Source organism: Formosa sp. F44, assembly GCF_056238645.1.
In genome coordinates, this window is record NZ_JBWDLJ010000007.1 from 35,767 (window position 1) to 56,455 (window position 20,689).

The 20,689-nt window shown below is 34.5% G+C and carries 16 protein-coding genes; 9 read left to right on the forward strand and 7 right to left on the reverse strand.

Annotated elements, in window-relative coordinates; genetic code table 11:
- Positions 1 to 59 precede the first annotated feature (59 nt).
- The 6 genes from AC0UBM_RS17405 to AC0UBM_RS17430 all read left to right on the forward strand — a co-directional run bounded on the left by AC0UBM_RS17405 (position 60) and on the right by AC0UBM_RS17430 (position 8,066).
- A complete protein-coding gene (locus AC0UBM_RS17405) occupies positions 60 to 2,036 on the forward strand; it encodes a YgiQ family radical SAM protein (RefSeq protein ID WP_414034197.1) in 1,977 nt (658 codons plus the stop codon).
- A 15-nt stretch (positions 2,037 to 2,051) separates the two neighbouring features.
- Complete coding sequence (locus AC0UBM_RS17410; RefSeq protein WP_475689485.1) at positions 2,052 to 2,720, forward strand: RluA family pseudouridine synthase; 669 nt, start codon at positions 2,052 to 2,054, stop codon at positions 2,718 to 2,720.
- A 147-nt stretch (positions 2,721 to 2,867) separates the two neighbouring features.
- Positions 2,868 to 5,177 carry an Lcl domain-containing protein gene (locus tag AC0UBM_RS17415; protein WP_475689486.1) on the forward strand — a complete coding sequence of 770 codons (2,310 nt, stop codon included), beginning with the start codon at positions 2,868 to 2,870 and terminating at the stop codon, positions 5,175 to 5,177.
- A gap of 180 nt (positions 5,178 to 5,357) precedes the next feature.
- Entirely contained in the window at positions 5,358 to 6,302 is a 945-nt protein-coding gene (locus AC0UBM_RS17420) for an alpha/beta hydrolase (protein WP_475689487.1), read from the forward strand.
- Positions 6,303 to 6,561: 259 nt separating this feature from the next.
- Positions 6,562 to 7,443 carry a polysaccharide lyase family 7 protein gene (locus AC0UBM_RS17425; RefSeq protein ID WP_475689488.1) on the forward strand — a complete coding sequence of 294 codons (882 nt, stop codon included), beginning with the start codon at positions 6,562 to 6,564 and terminating at the stop codon, positions 7,441 to 7,443.
- Between the two features lie 164 nt (positions 7,444 to 7,607).
- A complete protein-coding gene (locus tag AC0UBM_RS17430; protein WP_475689489.1) occupies positions 7,608 to 8,066 on the forward strand; it encodes an N-acetyltransferase family protein in 459 nt (152 codons plus the stop codon).
- 119 nt (positions 8,067 to 8,185) lie between these two features.
- On the opposite strand, the gene AC0UBM_RS17435 is transcribed toward AC0UBM_RS17430, so the two are convergent.
- Both AC0UBM_RS17435 and AC0UBM_RS17440 read right to left on the reverse strand, forming a co-directional pair.
- Positions 8,186 to 9,928 carry a polysaccharide lyase family 7 protein gene (locus AC0UBM_RS17435; RefSeq protein ID WP_475689490.1) on the reverse strand — a complete coding sequence of 581 codons (1,743 nt, stop codon included), beginning with the start codon at positions 9,926 to 9,928 and terminating at the stop codon, positions 8,186 to 8,188.
- Between the two features lie 215 nt (positions 9,929 to 10,143).
- On the reverse strand, positions 10,144 to 11,043 hold the full coding sequence (locus AC0UBM_RS17440) for a helix-turn-helix domain-containing protein (protein ID WP_475689491.1): 900 nt from the start codon (positions 11,041 to 11,043) through the stop codon (positions 10,144 to 10,146).
- A gap of 220 nt (positions 11,044 to 11,263) precedes the next feature.
- On the opposite strand from AC0UBM_RS17440, the gene AC0UBM_RS17445 reads away from it, so the two are divergent.
- The 3 genes from AC0UBM_RS17445 (at position 11,264) to AC0UBM_RS17455 (ending at position 13,847) form a co-directional block, all read left to right on the forward strand.
- The gene (locus AC0UBM_RS17445; RefSeq protein WP_475689492.1) at positions 11,264 to 11,806 is read left to right on the forward strand and encodes a TlpA family protein disulfide reductase; all 543 of its coding nucleotides are present in this window, start codon (positions 11,264 to 11,266) and stop codon (positions 11,804 to 11,806) included.
- A 3-nt stretch (positions 11,807 to 11,809) separates the two neighbouring features.
- Positions 11,810 to 12,574: a thioredoxin family protein gene (locus AC0UBM_RS17450; protein ID WP_475689493.1), complete on the forward strand. Its 765-nt coding sequence runs from the start codon at positions 11,810 to 11,812 to the stop codon at positions 12,572 to 12,574.
- A 262-nt stretch (positions 12,575 to 12,836) separates the two neighbouring features.
- Complete coding sequence (locus tag AC0UBM_RS17455) at positions 12,837 to 13,847, forward strand: glycoside hydrolase family 113 (protein ID WP_475689494.1); 1,011 nt, start codon at positions 12,837 to 12,839, stop codon at positions 13,845 to 13,847.
- A 196-nt stretch (positions 13,848 to 14,043) separates the two neighbouring features.
- On the opposite strand, the gene AC0UBM_RS17460 is transcribed toward AC0UBM_RS17455, so the two are convergent.
- The 5 genes from AC0UBM_RS17460 to AC0UBM_RS17480 form a co-directional block, all read right to left on the reverse strand.
- On the reverse strand, positions 14,044 to 14,931 hold the full coding sequence (locus AC0UBM_RS17460) for a ChaN family lipoprotein (RefSeq protein WP_475689495.1): 888 nt from the start codon (positions 14,929 to 14,931) through the stop codon (positions 14,044 to 14,046).
- A gap of 102 nt (positions 14,932 to 15,033) precedes the next feature.
- Positions 15,034 to 16,491 carry a M16 family metallopeptidase gene (locus tag AC0UBM_RS17465; protein WP_475689496.1) on the reverse strand — a complete coding sequence of 486 codons (1,458 nt, stop codon included), beginning with the start codon at positions 16,489 to 16,491 and terminating at the stop codon, positions 15,034 to 15,036.
- 9 nt (positions 16,492 to 16,500) lie between these two features.
- Positions 16,501 to 17,817 (reverse strand): M16 family metallopeptidase, encoded by a 1,317-nt coding sequence (locus tag AC0UBM_RS17470; protein WP_475689497.1) that lies wholly within the window; start codon positions 17,815 to 17,817, stop codon positions 16,501 to 16,503.
- 59 nt (positions 17,818 to 17,876) lie between these two features.
- Complete coding sequence (locus tag AC0UBM_RS17475; protein WP_475689498.1) at positions 17,877 to 19,415, reverse strand: DUF6850 family outer membrane beta-barrel protein; 1,539 nt, start codon at positions 19,413 to 19,415, stop codon at positions 17,877 to 17,879.
- A gap of 28 nt (positions 19,416 to 19,443) precedes the next feature.
- The gene (locus tag AC0UBM_RS17480) at positions 19,444 to 20,688 is read right to left on the reverse strand and encodes a DUF4876 domain-containing protein (RefSeq protein ID WP_475689499.1); all 1,245 of its coding nucleotides are present in this window, start codon (positions 20,686 to 20,688) and stop codon (positions 19,444 to 19,446) included.
- Position 20,689: the final 1 nt, after the last annotated feature.

The following is a 20,689-nucleotide window of genomic DNA, read 5'->3' on the forward strand; positions in this document are numbered from 1 at the left end:
TTTTAGTAAGTATTTTGTGTGGAGTACTTAAAAGAATTTAATTGTACCTTTGCTGCCATATGCATAAAAATAAACTTACAGATTGGTTACCAACAACTAACAAAGAAGTCAAACTTCGAGGTTGGGAAGAACTCGATGTTATTCTATTTAGCGGAGACGCTTACGTAGACCACCCTTCTTTTGGGCCTGCGGTTATTGGTCGTATTTTAGAAAGTTACGGCTTAAAAGTTGCTATTGTACCGCAACCCAGTGTTAACGATAATTTACAGGATTTTACTAAACTAGGAATACCAAAGTTATTCTTTGGCGTGACTGGTGGTTGTATGGATCCGATGGTTAGTAATTATACCGCAAGTAAAAAACGTCGGGATAATGATGCCTATACGCCTAATGGTGATAAAGGTTTCAGACCAGATTATGCCACCTCTGTATATACTAATATTTTAAAGGAAAAATTTCCTGATGTTCCTGTATTAATTGGAGGGATTGAAGCGTCTTTGCGTCGTGTAACACATTACGATTATTGGAGCGACAAACTTATGCCTTCTATTTTAGAAACGTCTAAAGCAGATATGCTAGTTTACGGTATGGGAGAACAACCCTTACGTGAAGTTGTAGAGCTATTACAAAAAGGTGTTCCTTTTTCAAGTTTAAGAACCGTAAAACAAACGGCTTTTTTATTGAATGCAGAAGAAGATCTTCCAAAGAATAAAAACTGGCAGGATGTCGAAATTCAATCTCATGAGGTCTGTTTAAAAGATAAAAAGAAATTTGCTTCCAACTTTAAGGTTATCGAGCAAGAATCTAATAAGCTTAATGCCAACAGAATTTCTCAAAAAATAGGCAACAAGACGTTAGTTATTAATCCGCCGTTTCCAACCATGATGGAAGCAGAGATTGATGCGTCTTTCGATTTACCATACACACGATTACCGCATCCAAAATATAATAAACGTGGACCTATTCCTGCGTTCGAAATGATTAAGTTTTCAATTAACATTCACCGTGGTTGTTTTGGTGGGTGTAGCTTCTGTACCATTTCGGCACACCAAGGAAAATTTATCGCTAGTCGTAGTCAAGAATCTGTTTTAAAAGAAGTCGACAAAGTCGCTAATATGCCAGATTTTAAAGGCTATTTATCAGATATCGGTGGACCTTCCGCCAATATGTATAAAATGAAAGGTAAAGTACAGTCCATTTGCGATAAATGTGTTGCGCCTTCTTGTATTTCGCCAGTAATTTGTAGTAATTTAGATACGTCTCACAAGCCTTTAACTGAATTATACCAGGCGGTAGATAAGCATCCTAAAATAAAGAAATCATTTATAGGTAGTGGTATTCGTCACGATATGTTGGTTCCTGAATTTAATAAAAATGCAGATCCAAAAGAATTAGACGATTATACCGAAGAAGTTATGACCAAGCATATTTCTGGACGTTTAAAAGTAGCTCCAGAACATACGTCTGATCCTGTTTTAAAACTGATGCGTAAACCGTCTTTTTCATATTTTCACAAGTTTAAAGAACGTTTCGATAAGATTAATATTAAGAAGGATTTAAAACTTCAATTGATTCCTTATTTTATATCAAATCATCCTGCTTGTGAGGTTGAAGACATGGCAAATTTAGCTGCTGAAACCAAAGATATGGGATTCCAATTGGAGCAAGTGCAAGGTTTTACACCAACGCCTATGACTGTAGCTACTGTTATTTATTATAGTGGTTACCATCCGTACACACTAAAACCAACTAAAACGCCAAAATCTAAAAAAGAGAAGGACGAACAACACCGATTCTTCTTTTGGTACAAGCAAGAAAATAAAGATTGGATTAAAAAGACCTTGAACAAGGTTGGAAGACCAGACTTATTGGACGTTTTAATACCTGAGAAAAAAGATAACAAACCGGCTTGGAAAAAGGTAAATCTTAAACCTGTTAAAAACACGTTTGACGATGCTATTCCTTCTACAAGCGAAGGCACTACATTTGGGTCTCGACGCAAAAAGAAACAAGCTTCTCGAAAGAAAAGACGTTAAAAAAATAAGGTATTAATGTCTAATCTTGAACTTGTAGCAGAAAACAACGATTATATTGTTGTAAACAAAACATCCGGACTTATCACAGAGAAAAGTCCGTATGAGCGTAATACCGTCGAAACTCAGGTATTCCAACATATACTAAAGAAAAAGCCAAAACCTTATGTTGGTGTGATTCACCGATTAGATCGTGTAACAAGTGGTGTTCTAATTTTTGCTAAGAAAAAAAGTGTTTTAGTTTCTTTTAACGCTCTTTTTAGCACACGTATGGTTCAGAAAACGTACTTGGCGATTGTTAAAAATAAACCGCCAAAAACAAAAGGACAATTGGTGAACTTTCTAGTAAAAAACAACTTAGAAAAGAGAGCCGATATTGTGGAATCTAAGTCCAAAACCACCTTAGACTGCAGACTTTCTTACACCGTTATCGACCAAAACGATTTTGGTTACCTTTTAGAAGTGAAACCAAAAACTGGACGATTTCATCAAATTAGAGCACAATTATCGCATATCGGACTGCCTATTATTGGAGACGACAAATATGGTTCCGATCAAAAGTACATACCGCAATCTGTTTGTCTTCATGCCTGGAAACTCACGTATGAAGATTCGGAAACGAAGACTTCAAAAACCTTTGAAGCCCCTTTACCAAAAAATAAATTTTGGAGCTTTAAATCCGTTTAAAATGCGGTATCTCAAAAGGTTGTTTTATTTGGACTATTCTCCAATAACTTCAACTTAGAACGTAAAGAAAATAAAGTTTTCACAAAATAGTACATCTTTACATTAAACGCTTTTAAAGTATTCAGGTCTTACCTTAAAAGTATAGATATGAGACAATATTTGTTTTTAATGCTGTTGGTGTTAAGCATACAACTCTTCGCACAACAAAACACAGAACAATTAACAGCCACAATTATTGGTTCAGGCTCTCCAAAATTTAATACCGAACGCTCTGGACCATCGGCACTCATTTCATATAAACACACACGCATTTTGGTGGATATGGGAAATGGAACCCAAGCCAACTTAAATAAAAATAACACCAAAATTAAAGACATTGATGGCATCCTTTTTACGCACCATCATTTAGACCATAACGAAGAATTCACCCCCATATTTATTCAATCGCTTTTGGGAGGCAATACATTCACGGTTGCAGGACCAGCGCCAACAACCACTCTAATAGATCATATTCTGGATACGTATGAAGAAGATATTAGTTATCGGCTTTCCAAATCTGGACGCATTTTAAACGGTGTTAAAAACAATTTCTCTGCTAAGAATTTACGGGGTAATGAATCATTTTATATAGGTGATATCAAGATTACATGTACCGAAGTAAATCATGCCATTACTACCTATGCATATCGGTTTGATGTTGGTAACCAATCTATAGTTATTTCTGGAGATTTAACCTATTCTAAGTCTTTAAGTATATTAGCAAAAGATGCCGATTATTTAATTATAGATTCCGGTGGAGCCATTGCATTAGGCTCTAAGAAAAAACCGAGCAGAACCAATAGCAATGCCAGAACTATTAAGCGCAGCGGAAACAAAGAAAAAGCTCATGTTAATTTAGAAGAAAGCTCGTTAATGGCAAAAGAAGCCCATGTTAAAAATGTAGTCTTAACACACTTCAACTTTACAGAAATCGACGAGGAAGCTACAACATCCGAAATACGTAAAAACTACAGTGGCCCTGTAATATACGGTAAAGATTTACTAACTGTTCCGCTTACTATTTCCACTGCATCTTCTGAAAATTTAAATTACACCTACCCTATTGTAGATACAGATCTTAACACTTATTACTCCGATGCAGATAAAATCTCTAGACCCGAAGTAGGCGATGCTTTTTATGGGCAGGATGCCCATTACAATGGGAATCCGCCGTCGTATACCGATAACCAAGATGGTACGATTACAGACCATGTAACAGGACTGACTTGGGAAAAAGATATGGGTTCGAAAATGACTTACACCGATGCATTTAAAAAGGCGGCACACTCTACTTTAGGCGGCCATTCAGACTGGAGAGTACCTACAATAAAAGAACTTTATTCACTAATCTTATTCTCTGGACAGGTTAAAGGAGAGCATGCCATAGAAATGTTTATTAATACCGAATACTTCTTGCAACCCATAGGCGATTCTACCAAAGGAGAACGCGAAATTGATGCACAAACTTGGTCGTCTACCGAATACGTTGGTCGTACCATGAAAAATAATGAAACCGTTTTTGGAGTAAATTTTGTAGACGGGAGGATTAAAGGTTATTCTAAAATAAATCCGCGGACGCGTACAGACAACACCATGTATTTTCGCATGGTTCGTGGTGATTCTACCTATGGATATAATAATATTATAGACAATAAAGACGGCACAGTAAGCGACTTAGCTACGGGTTTAATGTGGCAAAAAGCAGATGATGGAAATGGTCGGGATTGGGAAGATGCTTTACGCTATGCAGAACATCTTGAGCTAGGCACATATTCGGATTGGAGATTACCCAATGCCAAAGAACTCCAGAGTATAGTTGATTATAGCCGATCCCCACAAACCACTCAATCTCCAGCCATACATCCAATCTTTGAAACTACAGAAATTACAGATCCAAACGGAAAACAGGGTCAATATCCCTATTTCTGGTCAAGTACGACACATTTAGACGGAAAAAATCCAAGTGCCAATGCCGTTTATATTTCATTTGGGGAAGCACAAGGCGAAATGAGAGGTACTTTGATGGACGTACACGGAGCAGGTGCTCAAAGAAGCGATCCTAAAAGCGGAGATAAAGGTAAGTTCCCTCAGTATTTCGGACCTCAAGGCGATGTAAGATATGTTTATAATTATGTGAGAGCCGTAAGAGATATTCATCCGTCTTCAGCAAATCAAACAGAACAGCAATCCAATTCGCAAGATAATAGCACGAAACGCCCAGCCAAACAAGCAAACGCTAATCCGGGTGCAAATACTCCACCTTCATTTGCAAGTATGTTAGAAAAAATGGATAGCAATAAGGATAATAAACTTTCAAAATCGGAAGTGAAAGGAAAATTAAAAGAGAATTTCGAAAACAGAGATCGTAATAATGATGGCTTTCTTACAGCAGATGAAATGACACAAAGAAAGCGATAAACAATCCGTTGCAATACCATAATGTGAATGAAAAATGGAACACAGTAATTTAAAAATGGAGACTAAAGTATGCGGTATACAAAAAGATGTTTATTTTTAGAATAGCATTTCAAAACAAAAGGAGTTACAGCTAATTATGGTTCTCATCTCATGAGTAGCTAATAATTTCTATTAATAGGCATGACATTAGTACCAGAACTACAAATGAATTTATCCAAAGATTACACCAGTCAAACCATTGCCCTTAAACCTGATTACGAAGGTAAAGCAATTGCGGTGCTCACGGCTTCAAATTTTAATACGGGAAATAGACAAAGCATACTATATATTCACGGTTATATAGACTATTTTTTTCATCCGCATCTAGGAGAATTCTTTAACACCAATCAAATCGATTTTTATGCTCTCGATTTACGCAAGTACGGTAGAGCATTATTACCGCATCAACATCCCAATTATTGCAAGAATATAGAAGAGTATTTTGAAGAAGTATCGCTAGCTATTCTACAGATAAAAAATAAAAGTGATGCTGTTTATTTACTTGTACATTCTACCGGTGGCCTAACAGCAAGTTGTTATATGAATTCCGGAAAAGAAAGACATCATATTAATGGGCTAATTTTAAACTCTCCTTTTTTTGATTTTAATCAGACGTCATTGGAAAAATACATCAGTCAGTTTGTGGCAAAAATGGCTTCTAAAATATCTAGCTATGCCAAAATTAATGGCGTCCTCACTCCTACTTATGCGCAAAGCATTCATAAAGATTATTTTGGTGAATGGGATTTTAACTTAGACTGGAAACCGATAAAAGGCTTTCCTACCTACTTTAAATGGGTTTTGGCTATAGCACAGGCTCAGGAAAGTTTAAAACACTCGAACATACAAGTTCCGGTATTGGTAATGCATTCTTCCGGATCTATAAAAACCTCAAAATTTTCTAAACAAGCCCTGTCTAACGATATTGTACTAAATATTGAGGACATTAAGCGCGTTGGAAAAACTCTTGGACACCACGTTACATTATTAGAAATTGAACACGCCCAACATGATATTTTTTTATCGGCTAAACCCGTTAGAGAACGTGCTTTAAATAAAATGATGACTTGGCTTACCAACAATTAAGAAAATGCAATGTATCTTAAATAAACATATAAAATATTCACTACTTACACCTTTATTTTAAAAATCCCGCTATTTACAAACCTTTTGGCCCAGCTTTTGTTACTGAAAAAACAGCGCGCCGCACCCTATTAGATTATTATAAAAACTAGGTGTATATTTATGCGCTAAAATTCATTTTTTAACACTTACACTAATGCATATCAGTATAACTTAGTAAATCACAAACAAATAAAACAACTTATTTTTAATTGATTTTTATATGATCACAAAAGGAATCTTAACCAGTAAATTTTTAATTTTTTTATCAATCGTATTTAGTATTGCTTGCAGTTCAGATAGCGAAAATAACGTAATAGATGAAACTGAAGAGCCAGACACGGAAATCCCTGAAGTAGAAGCGGAAAATATAACCTGGAAAAACTGGTATTTATCGGTTCCTATAGATGCTGGAAATGGAAAAGCAACATCCATTAAGTATACCGATATTGTGAATGATAATCTCACTGCTAGTCAGTCTAAATACTTCTATAAAAACGAAGATGGTTCGTACACACTATGGACTAAATTTACAGGAATTACCACATCGGGACTATCTGCTCTAGGCGATAAATATTGCAGAACAGAACTTAGAGAGTATTGGAGAGGAAACCAAACCACTACCGACAATTGGTCTATGGCCACTGGTGTTCATATTTTAGAATCTACTATTAATGTAGATTATGTAGAAGGAAACGGCCGTACTATAGTTGCACAAATTCACGGTATAGAATCTGAAGGCACCACTGGAAATCCAGCAACTGTAAAAATTAGATGGAACGACGGAATGATACAAATAGATCATTATACGAAACCAGCAAATAACGATCCGTGGACAAGCAAATACGATGAAAAAGTAGATTTTGGTCGTGTAGATAATGAAATTTTTACTTTTAAGATGAAAATTGAAAACGGAAAACTATACTGCGGGCTCGTGTGCGAAGCCAAAGGCTTAGATATTGCCTATACCGAAATATATGATTATGTGGGCAACGGTTATGTTCACGAAAACTACTTTAAAACGGGTAATTATTTTGGATGGCACGATGATTATGAAAAATCGGCTCAAGTAGTGCTTCACAAAGTGGTAACCGATCATAAATAAATAATACTTACCAATAGTTAAAGTCTAATTCTGATTATCAAGTCATTTACATATAATTAAGCTCTGAAATTTTTAATTCCATTTAAAAGTTTCAGAGCTTTTAGTTTACATTTAAAACCTAAGATGTTATAATTACACTTTAATAACACTAGAAAAACAGAATTATGACCATTAGACCAGCTACAGAACACGATCTTTATACCATTGTTGAATTACTTGCAGATGATGAGTTAGGAAAAACTAGAGAACAACTTGAGCACCCTGTTTCTAAAGATTATATACAGGCGTTTCAAATTATAAATTCTGATCCGAATCAAGAACTTATGGTTGTTGAAAACAAAGACAAAGCGGTTATCGCAACCTTCCAACTGACCTTTATTCAGTATTTAAATTATTGTGGCGGACTGCGAGCGCAAATTGAGGCTGTTCAGGTAAGAAAGGATTTACGTGGTATTGGTGTGGGGAAACACATATTTAAGTGGATTATAGAACGGGCAAAAGCACGCCATGCCGTTATTTTACAATTAACGTCCGACAAAAGGAGACCAAGAGCCATTAAATTTTACGAAGATTTAGGCTTTACAGCCACCCACGAAGGCATGAAGATGCACTTTAAATACTGAAATCAAAATGATTAGAAATTGTCTAAAATATCAGCTTTCATGCCAATAGTCAATTTATAAGTAAATAAAAAAGGCAAATGAAGTACACTCCATTTGCCTTTTTATCGATTAAATGGATATTATTTTTTAATCATACGTTTATTTACGGTCTTAGAAGTTCCTGATAATCTCACAATATAAAGTCCAGCGTTTAAATGTGAAACATCTACAGACTGTCCATTATAAGACTGATTAATAATCAGTTTACCAACATGATCGTATATTTTTATATTATTGAACCCTTCTGCCCCACTAAATGAAATAGCATTTCTTGCCGGATTTGGAGATAAAACAATGTTACGCTCATCCAAAGGCGCATCTTCAATACCTAAAGCCGAGGCTTCAAATAATCTAAATTCAGACATACTTACCCAACTGCCATCGTATACCGCCGCGCCTGTAACCGTTAGTTTAACAAAACGACCTTCTACAGGCGTAAACACATTTACAATAGGATTGCCTTCATCTCCCGGTGTTGTATTCTCAGAACGGTCTACAATTTCTGTATACGTTCCGTTTTCGGTATCTGAAACCGAAATGGTATATTGATATGCTCTATCTGAATAACATACCACTTCCGATCTTCCTATAGCATATACTTGTCCTAAGTCTATAGTAGCGGTTTGCGGAAATCCTGAAACCGACCAGCGCGTTGCAGTCGATCCATCTACCAGATTTTCTACTTTATTATCGGCATCATGCGTTCCTGTTCCCGTTATCTCTTTTTTTAATGCTAAGTTAGTACCAACAGCGTCCTCAATAACTGTAACATGGCTAGTAGCTGTAAAACCACCATCTACAGTTGTAACTGTAATAACGGCAGTTCCTGCAGACTTTCCTGTTATAACTCCACTGCTATTCACTCCTACTACACTAGCATCAGACGTACTGTAAGTCACCGTCTTATTTGTAGCATGTGCAGGACTAATGGTTTTTGTTAATTGAAAAGGTCCACCTATAGAAAGTTCAATATTACTTGGTGAAAGGCTAACGCCGCTAACCTCTACTTCGTCATGTACTACAGAAAAATCATAAACTAAAACCTCTCCATAATTATCTGGTTTCCCGGTATCGTCGCCTTCATCTTTTGGATTGCTTTGGGTATAATTTCCGACTTTAAAATAGGATTGGTCATATTCCAAATCCATAACATAATCTCGATCCCCATCTTTAACTAAATAATCCGATGCCGTATTGTTATTGAATGCTTCAAGAAGGCTTCCATCTTCAGAATAATAGCAATAGTGTTTATTATCTTGTACCAAGAAAATAACTTCATGAATGGTTCCTAAGGTATAGGTGTTTGTGATACTAATATCAGATCTTAATTTACCACCATTAAACGATAAAAACAGATGAGAATCTTCTAATCGCAACACCATAGCATCATCAATACCGGCTTCTTTATCGCCATGAATTTGAGTAGCTACCAATTCCGATTTATTTATAGGTAAGTGCGTAATGGCTTGTTTTACATAAAGCATATGCGAACCTTCGGTAGTCCAATATACATCGACGCTTCCATCAGGCTCTCTTTCCCTAAGTTCCGAACGCACATTATCCGAGTTTGGAGTTGTTCCGTTATCCGTTCTTATAGGCGTGCGAAACACAATAGCGTCTTTATCGTCGTTCACAAAAAAGAATTCGTTATTAGGCTCGTCACATAATTTTTTTTCTTCCTCTCCTGTTGGATATGTAATTTTCCATTGTTTACAGTTCTCCATGAGATCTGCAGGGATTTGAGCCCATAAATGACTTCCAAAATTGGAAAATAAAAGTAAAAGTATTAAAATTTGTAAGCGGTTTGTGTAGTTTGTTTTCATTGCATTCTTATTAATAAATAAAAAATATAAAAATTGGTGTACCAATTTAATAGGGTACAAATTATGAAAAAAATAAGGGGAATTAAAACAATTGGTTAACCAATTTAAAAATCATTTTACAACATCTTGTTTAGCCTAATTATTACTAAAATAATAGCACTAAAGATTATGCACATTTTATGAGATATGGCTTTATAAGACATTGTTATCTCAATTTATAGCTTCCGAAATTGAGATGCCGTAATTCGGGCATGTCGCTTAAAAAATTGATTAAAATTGGCAACCTCATTAAATCCCAAGACCTCGGCAATTTGAGCAATAGATGTATCCGTTTGGTGAAGCAGTGTTTTGGCATGTAACACTTTATAATCTATAATCACTTTTTGAGCACTTTTACCTGTGGCTTTTTTCACGCATTCGGATAGATAAATAGGACTAATATTAAGCTTTGACGCATATGCGTTAACCGATAAAAAGTTGTTATGACTCGCTAAAATTTCATTTTCAAATTTAGCCATAATAGCATCAAATCTATTTAAAGGCACAATCCCCTCGTTATTATGCGTGATGCGTTTTACTTTATAAAGTAATTGAAAAAGTATAGCACGTATCATTTCCAAACTATCAATTTCAGTATGTCTAGACTCTTGGTATAAAGCCTCTGCTAAAGCAGAAATTTCTTTAAAATCGGTTTCGGATAAATAATACAAAGGCTGTGTATGTATCTTAAAAAAGGGAAACTGGTTTTGAACTTCGTAGGGTTGTTTTAACCCCTCGAGAATGGCAGACTTAAAATAAATTACATAACCAGAATCATCTGTAGCATCGGCATTATTTTGGCCATAAGTTATGGTTTGAAATGGCGATACAATGGCTAATCCATTTGTCATTTTTTTAAAATCCTGATCACCAATGCGCATATTTTTATTATGTTGCGCAATGATACCTATTTCGAAAAAATCGCGCTTATGCGGTTCTAGAAATTGTGGATCGGGATGCATTTTCCCATGGTCATGATGCTTTCCAAATTTTTTAATGTAAAACTGATTGTTGTAATCGGTAACCTGGTCCAAATCGTTTAAAAAGTAAGTTTTTATGTTTGTGTAAAGCTCCATAGTTTATAACCGAGACATCAAAAGTAACAAAAAACCTTAATTACAATCTTTTTATCCTAAATTACAATGTAAATCACAGCTTTTAATCTTGTATTTTTACGGATTGAAATCGACTATACCATGTATAGCTTTTAACTCTGCGTATTATAAATGGGTTGAATAGATTAAACCTTTTATAGTATACGCAGTCTAAATTTCCAAAATGGCCCAAATAGTAGTTATGAAAACAAACATACGTTTATTCATTTTAATATTTTGTCTTACGCCTTTATTTTACGGATGTGTAGATAAAAAAAGTAAAACAGAAAGTGAAACGAAGATCACAGAAAATCTGAATATAAATGATAGTATTCCTGTTTACGATTTCGAAGCTTTAGAACCTTTATTATACACGAACAGCGATAAAATTCATATTGTAAATTTTTGGGCAATGTGGTGTGCGCCTTGTGTTAAAGAGCTTCCCATAATTAAAAAATACGCTGCAAGCCATCCGGATGTAGAGGTTACATTGGTGAGTCTTGACTTCCCTAGAGGCATTGAAACGAAGCTTAAACCTTTTTTAAAAGATAACGCCATAGACTTAAAAGTAGTACTATTGGATGATCCCGATTCTAATACATGGATAGATAAAATAAATTCTAATTGGTCTGGATCGATTCCGTTTACCATTATATTTAATAATGAAAAACGGTCTTACCACGAACGTGATTTTGAAAGTATTGAAGATTTAGAAACCGAAATACATAACACCTTTAATAATTAATATATGAAAAAAGTAAGTATCCTTTTAGCAGGTCTTGTTTTAGTTGCAGGCATATTAATATCTTGTAAGAATAAATCTGAAACCAAAGAACACCCCACTACCGCAGAACATCATGAAGGCAGACCTGAACATCCAAAAGATGGTCCAGGACACCCACCTAAAGATCATGGCGATAGAAAAGGACCACCTCCTGGAGGAGACCATAGCCCTGTGCAGACTAAATCTTTAGAAGAAATTGGAGGTTATAAAATAGGAGATGTGGCTACAGATTTTGATCTTAAAAACGTAGATGGCACTCAATTTTCTTTATCTTCTATTAAAGACGCAAAAGGATATATTGTTGTGTTTACATGTAACGGGTGTCCGTTTTCTAAAATGTACGAAGACCGTTTAATTTCACTTCATAATACCTATGCACCTAAAGGATATTCGGTTATTGCAATCAACCCAAATGTAAGTCCAGATAATGCTACAGAAAGCTTTGAAGCGATGCGAAAACGTGCTGAAGAAAAAGCATTTCCTTTTGTGTATTTAGCCGATGAGAAACACGATATATTTCCGCAATATGGAGCTGTAAGAACACCTCACGTATTTTTATTAGATGCCGCACGCCAAGTTCAGTACATAGGTACGATAGACGACAATGCAAAATCTGCAGAAGACGTTAAAGTAAAGTATGTTGAAGATGCTATTGAAGCTTTAGAACATGGTAAAAAACCAGATCCTAACTTTACAAAAGCTATTGGTTGCCCTGTAAAAAGAAGTTAAGTTTACCCCAGTATATTAAACCAATTTAAATAGCGATTCAGACAAAATCTGAGTCGCTATTGTTTTTAAAGACAAACCTCACAATTTTTGTCTGCTGTAATCCCTTTACGATACTGCCTCTTTTAGAGCTTCCATAAGTAGGCATCCCAAACCATCGCATCACTACAGCCTTAATTTGTGAAATATTTTTGTTTTTATTAACTATAACCAGAAAGTCTTCTTTAATGAAATATACTACATTAGAAGCTTTTAATCTTAAATTATGTCTTCATACACCTCCTTATTATTTGTTATTTTACTAAGTGTCTTTTCTTGCCAAACCCAAACGCCAAAAATAAATGGTGTGAGTTTTGTCTCGTCTAGAGATACGGTAAAAGGCAATCACATTACTCCTTTAGTAGATATCCATGCCAATTATGCTGCCGTAATGCCTTTTGGTTTTATTAGAGATCTTAATCATCCTACAGTGCAATATAATACCGACAGACAATGGTTTGGAGAAACCCGATCTGGTGCCAAACACTATATTGAAGCTTTGCAAGGGCAACACATAAAGATTATGCTTAAACCACAAATTTGGATTGGGCACGGGCTATTTACCGGACATATACATATGAAGAACGAAGAAGACTGGGCGCTTTTAGAAACATCGTATTCTAAATTTATATTAGAATATGCACAATTAGCCGAAGATGCCCAAGTAGATATGCTTTGTATAGGAACCGAATTAGAACAATTTATAAAACACAGACCCGACTACTGGATCTCTTTAATAGAAAATATTAAAAAAGTATATTCAGGAAAACTAACCTATGCTGCGAATTGGGACGAGTTTAAAAATACGCCTTTTTGGGACCATCTAGACTATATAGGTATTAATGCCTATTTCCCTTTAAGCACCAATAAAACACCAAGTTTAGAGGATGCTTTAGCCGGATGGAAACCGCATAAAGCCGTAATTTCAGAGTTTTCAAAAACTCATAAAAAACCCATATTATTTACAGAATTTGGGTATCGAAGCGTGGATTATAGCGGAAAATCGCCATGGGACAGTGATAGAAAAATGACTCAGGTAAACCTAGAAGCTCAAGTAAATTGCACCAAGGCATTATTTGAAACTGTTTGGGACGAAGATTGGTTTGCTGGTGGTTTTGTCTGGAAATGGTTTATAAATCATGACAAATCTGGAGGAGAACACGATTCTAGATTTACGCCGCAAAATAAACCTGTAGAACAGGTTATAAAAACCTACTACAATCAGTTTTCACGCTAAAGTAAGTGTTACTTTAACCATGACAATATGAGTATCAAAACAACATACACGTTCTAGCTTTTTAAAATATTTTATAACTATCAAAATTGAATTAAAAGAAATTAAGCTAAAAAAAACATCATCCAAGTCATAGTTGGTTTTATAACTTGGATGATGCTTAATACGTGTTAAACTATTTAATACGGACTTAACAGACTTACCAATTGGTCTGCGTCATATTATCTACAACCACAATAATATAGTTGGCAATCGTTGCTTTTTGTTCCGCAGTCATTACTTCCCATTCAGATTCTAAAACCGTAGTAATAGATTTTAGGGTTAAATCAGGTTGTATTTTATTAATCCACCAAATTATGCCTTGTTCATAATTAGAATGGTACGAGCCTTCAAAATGCAGTAATAAGTTACCTTTTTCAAAATTCTTAAGAGAAAAATGCGCCATAGTTGCATCCTTCGCTGCTTGAGCCATTTGAATGTTTAACATATTTGGAGGCACATGTCCGCCCATATTATCGGCCATTTCTGCGTAGGCTTTAACTGTAGGGTCGAAATACGTTTCTAGATCTGGACCTATTAATGCTAACGCTTCCGGACTTAATTCTTGTAATCCTTCTATCCCTTTTTTATTAATTAAAGAAGCATAGCGCCTAGGAATATTAGTAGCTATAAATCGAAGTTTATTGTCTTTTGCAAACTCTACTAAGGGTTTATAATCGGTTTTATAATTCCCCCACATTTGTGTCATTTCCGGAATCATTTTATCTTCGGCATAAAGACCTTTTAGATATTCATTTAAAACCAATTGATTTCCGCTTTCAAACATTTCTGCACCGAAAAACAAAGCATCGCCTTTTGTAGCAAATAAACTTTTACTTACTTCTAATTGCATCCAATGCGATATAGGGTTTGTGTGATATTCTCCAAAAAACACCATATCGCTATTGGCTAAATCGGCAATCATCTCTTCGTAATTTGCAAGCTCCCCATCGCTTTTAAATAACTGGTACACGGGCTTAGATTGCGCTCTAGCCGCATTTAATAATGAGGTTATAAGTAGAATTAGAAATAAAATTAACTGTTTCATGGGTTTAGATTTAAGTGTTTTTTGAATGGAGTAATTTAAATGATCTTAATTTTTTGTTTACTTTTTATATGGCGTTTGGTTCCTATGGCGTTTAAAAGGACATTAAAACTTTAGCTTATTTCCTTGTTCATCAAAATACATAACATCTCCAAACTGCTCTAATGTCCCTTTTAATTCGGATATTTTACCTTCGATAGTAATTACGCAGTTAAACGGATTTATATATTTTTGAGACATTTCCATAATATCATCTATGGAAACCTCATAATACTGTTCTACTTTATTTTGTAAATAATCGTCTGGTAAATTATAGATATCTTTCTGCATTGCAAACGTAATATATGGAATTGGTGCTATGGGATTTAAAGACCTTGTATAATCCCCAATTAAATTATTTTTAGCAATTTTTAAATCTGATGCACTCACTTTATAATTACGTAATCGTAACATTTCTAAGATAATATTTTCTACAGCATACGCCGTTTGTGTTGTCCTTACACTTGTATACACCGCTCCTACCCCTCCATCTGCAGTACTACCTACAGACGATCTAATAAAATAACAAAGGCCTTTATCTTCTCTTAAGTTTTTATATAAATACGACAATTGACTTTCGCCAAAAATATTGTTTAAAACCTGTAGTTTAATATCGTTAATAAAGTAAGTATAGGCATCGCCTAAATGCCAGCTAAAGGCTATTTTAGATTGTACCGCATTGGGTGCGTCTTTAACAATTATTTTTCTGTTTTTTAGGATTGCTATTTTCTTGGTAATCGGACTTTCTTTAACATAAGGCGCTCCTGTTTTCCAGTCTCCGAAATACCGATTCATTAACGTTTTACATTCTGTTTCCGAAAAATTTCCAACCACCACAATTAAGGCATTATTAGATACAATTCTATCATTTTTATACGCTTCAACGTCTTTTACGGTTATCCCTTTATATTCTGCTTTTGCAGTTTTAGAGGTTTTAACAATGTCTTTTTTAGGGCCAAAAAGCAAGGAATCTTTTACTGCATCTATGGAAAATTCTTTTATAGGCGTGCTAAAATTTACGGTCTTGGTTTTTGATTTTTTTTGTGTTTCTAGTTCAGATTTATACTTCTCGACTATATACGCTTTAGTAATTACAGGGTGTAACAGTGCATCTACATAAATATCTAGTAATTGATCTATATCTTGGGTCATCCCTTTAATTGTACCTCCATACATATTGGCATTTAGCATGGCCCCATAATAGTTTGCTAGAGAATCTATTTCCTGATTTGGATATTTTTCTGAACGTTTATTCGCGTAAGCTGTGTTTAATATATTTTTCTCGGCTAACCTGGTTTCTTCGTCGTATCCTGGTAATTCTATATTGACAGATATGGTGAATTTTGGATAATCTTGAACGGGTGCTAAATATACTCGAAGTCCGTTGTCTAAGGTTATCGGAATTAATTTTCCGACGTTTAATTTGGCAGGTATATTTGCTTCTGGTGGCATAGAACGATCTATTTGCGCCATAGCAGTTATACTGAAACACATGCTTAAAATTAAAATATAGATAGTTTTCATAACAAAGAGTTATTCTGGATGATAAGCAATTAGAATTCGGTTATTTTTATCGAAATACTTTTTAGCCACGCGTTGAATATCGTCAGGTGTTACGTGATTAAAATCGTTTAAAAGCGTTTTAATATCAGACGTTTTTTTATAGGTATGATAGTAATTAGTCACTTTATCGGCAAAGGTTTCTGCATGATAAAAGTAATCGACATAAGCCATTTCAAATTGCTTTTTTACCTGCTGTAATACTATGGGATTTACAGGAGTATTTTTTAGTAATTCCAGTTGTTTATCGACTTGGTCTAGCACATAGGATTCACTATTAGTACTGGCTACAGTTACATTAATACTTAATGTTCCTACTTTTTCCCAAAAATCTGCCGAAGCTTTTATATGCTTAATTACAGTATCGTTTTCGATGTTTAAATTATTTTCGAAATACGAATATTTGCTATTTCCTGATAAAATGGAGGTTAGTATTTGCATTGCAGGAGCATCTGGATGACTCTGATCCATGATCGGATAGCCTATTAATAGCGACTCGTCTTTTAAGCCTTTTATGTTTTTATCTGTATATTTTTCTATTCCGGCTGGTTTTTTAAAAGTTTTAGGTCTGCTAATATTTTTCCCCTTCGGAATATCTTTAAAATACAAACTAATCCACGTTTTGGTCTCCTCCACATCAATATTTCCAGAAACCACTAAACACGCATTATTTGGCACATAATAGGTTTTAAAAAAGGCATCGAAATCGTCTTTAGAAGCGCGATTAAGATCGTCCATAGAACCAATCATATTATGTCCGTAAGTATTATAAGCATACAGTTTAGACATCATATCAAAGTACGAGTTTCCTAAAGGTTTACTATCGTAACGCATGCGGCGTTCTTCCTTTACAATTTCGCGTTCACGATCTATACCTTCTTGCGTAATTACCGGATGTAACATGCGCTCGGATTCTACCCAAAGTCCCAACTTAAATTCGTGTGCGGGTAATAACTGATAATAGTAAGTAACATCGTAATTGGTATACGCATTGCAATAACCCCCAGCATTTAAAATAATATTTTCTAATTCGCCTTGAGGTATATTTTTAGTACCATGAAATAAAAGATGTTCGTAAAAATGAGCATATCCAGTATGGCCCACTTCTTCATTTTTAGACCCTACATGATATTTGGTTCCTACAATTACATTAGGTTCGTTTACATCTTGATGAAGTATAACATGTAATCCATTGGACAGATCATATTCTTCAATATGAATGTTATCCATATTCTGACTCCACATAAAAAATGGAATACAAAATATAATACTACTTAATACCTGTTTCATTTTTAATTTTTAAACTGGTTAGAATGATTAAGTGCACGTATTAATTGCAAGTAGAGCGATTAAAAATAGAGTTTTAGTCCAGCGACTAAACTTAAATAATCATCATCTTTAGAGTAATAATTCATACTAGTATCCGATAACTGTGTCGCTTTTGTATAATCGGTTAGTAATGAAAATTCTAGTTTATTTTCATTCTTTAATTTTAAATCTAATCCGATTTTAGTATTAACACTAAAAGCATCTATACCGGTATAATCTGCAACTTTATTCCCAATCCAATCTACAAATATATTGTTTGCCGCAAAGGGATCGTGGTCTACGTTAAGTACCATATGGTATGCTGTGGCTATATTTGCAAAAAGAGCTGTTTTAGTTGAAAGATTCTTATTTAAACCGATTTCAATTTTGGGATCCAAATACTGATAATCGAACACATAAGCGTAGTTTAAATCTAACTGACTCTTGTTATAATAGTTTAATCCTAAACTAATTTTATTAAGCACTTTATTATAAAACAACATACTAGCTTGGGTATTTACAAGATAACTCGTGGTGGTGAAATTTTTATAATAAAAGGCACCATTATCCTCCCAAACTTTTCCATTGCCTTTTAAATATTCGGCTTTTAAGTATAGCGATAAAAGGCCATTGTTTTTATATTTATTGTAAAATACCTTAACGCTTTCTTTAAGAAAACTATACTTGGTAAGTTCATCGTTTTCTCCAAGATTAACTATGTTTTTATCTATCCACCGCTCTAAACCATATTTAGTACCACTGCTTATAGATAAGTCCCAATCCCCCTGTGTAGTGATCCAACTAAATTGTAGTTCCGGTATATTTCGTTTGGTTCTAAAACCATTATCAATATTTTTTATGTATGATCCTAAGCCTGTATTTAAATAATAATTGGCTGTTGTTGCCGTATTATTTTCAGGGAACTTATTCCCGAGTTCAGAATCTGTTTTAAAATACTCGTTACTTAGAGCTACACTTAAGACATGCTTTGGATTAAGCTGATAACTTAAAGAGAGTTTAGTAAGAATTTTTAAAGCAGTAAGTTCATTTCTTGTATCTGTTTTTCTGAAATAAAAATTAGTATCGTAATTAATATAGCCCCCTAATGTTAGTTTTGAATTTAATTTATTTGCCGCACTAGCTTCAAAATTATAATCCTGATGATTCCAAACGCCATTAGTTTCTTGAAAGAAATAATATGGCGAGCTATACTCTGTAATCCCATAAGTTAAATTATTCTCTACATCTTCCAATCTTGTATTTAAATATTCCAAACTACCGTATAAGGTCCAATTTGAGTTTTGTACAGCAGATAAGGAAGCAGTTTCTAAATACAAACCATTTTGTTTTTTGTAGTCTTGAGGATGTCTTAATTCCCCTTCAGAATACAAGTAATTTGCTTGTCCGTAAGAAAATTTTTGAAGGTTAGCTTGATTGATTAAAGATGGGATATCGAAATACCTATTTTCAAACATTTGAAATTGAAAGTCTCTCTCTATAACAGTTAAGTTATTTATATTAGATATTGTTTGAGACGATGCATTAAACCCAACTAAAAATAAAGAGAATGCGAATAACATTCTCTCTATTTTTAAATGGTTTATTTTTTTAGTTATTGTAACCATATTTATCTGGGAAATCTATAGCTTCAAAATCTACAGTTGAATTATTTGTATCTATTAAAATAGTTCTTCCGAAACGGTCTGAAGCTATTTCATCTACCTTTCTTCTAGAACTTAATCCTGTGTAAGAAATCGCTCCATCTGCATTTACAAATGTAAAACCAGCATCTAAAGCACTTGGTATACGTTTAAATTCTGAAGCTCCAGAATTATCTAAAATATCTACAGCATCTACGACTAAATCTGCTGGAATACGCATTAATTTAAATGTACTTGTAGAACCTGCTTCTGTATAATCTACAATACCTGAGTCTGTAAATGTAGCTTCACTACTTACTAAAACAACACTTGCAGAAGCTGTTATTAATCTGAAGAAGTTCGTTTCGTTAAACATATAAATATTTGTCATGTTAGGCACAGACGGATTATCTAATTCGAAAAACGAGTTACCAGCACGTCCTTGCGACTCTAACCAATCTACAGAATAGTGCTCTAAAGTAGCGTCTGTATTATTTAATTGGCCGTCTGGACTTGGGTTTCCTTCTTTATAATCTATAGCATTTAATGCAATTACAATACTCTTTCCTGGCTCTACTGGATAATCTTCTCCGTTACCTGGAATTTGGCTCATCACGTCTGTATACACGTATTCACTATCTGTTAAAACAGAAGCTAATGGGGTATCTCCAGACATTCCTGTATCTCCAAAAATATTAGATATATACATTCCATCTGCGTATAATGTTTCAGAAGAATTATTAAAGATTTCGATAAAAGAATCTTTAAAAAGTGTGATATAACCAGATCCTGCAGAATACACTTCTTTAATCACTAAGCCTCCATCAGAATTGTTTGCATTAACCACAACTGTAGACACTACTGTTTCTTGTCTGGAAACGACCACATTGTTTGCTGTACCACTTAAGGTATAATCATCGGTAGCTTGTGTCGCAATTACGGTATACGTTCCCACAGAAATATTTGAAAATGTTGCTGCACCAGACGCATCTGTACTTAAGTTAAAACTAGAATTGTCTACCGTATTTGTTATGCTAACCTCTACATCTTCTAGTGCAATGTCTCCAAGGCCGCTAGCAAGCTCTAATTGCACCTGTAAATTACCTAAATTTGCGACTTCATCGTCGTCACTACAACTAACCGATACTACTGCTAACAACAGAATTGCTAATAATTTTGCTGATTTTACCTTGTTTAAAATTGTGTCTTTCATT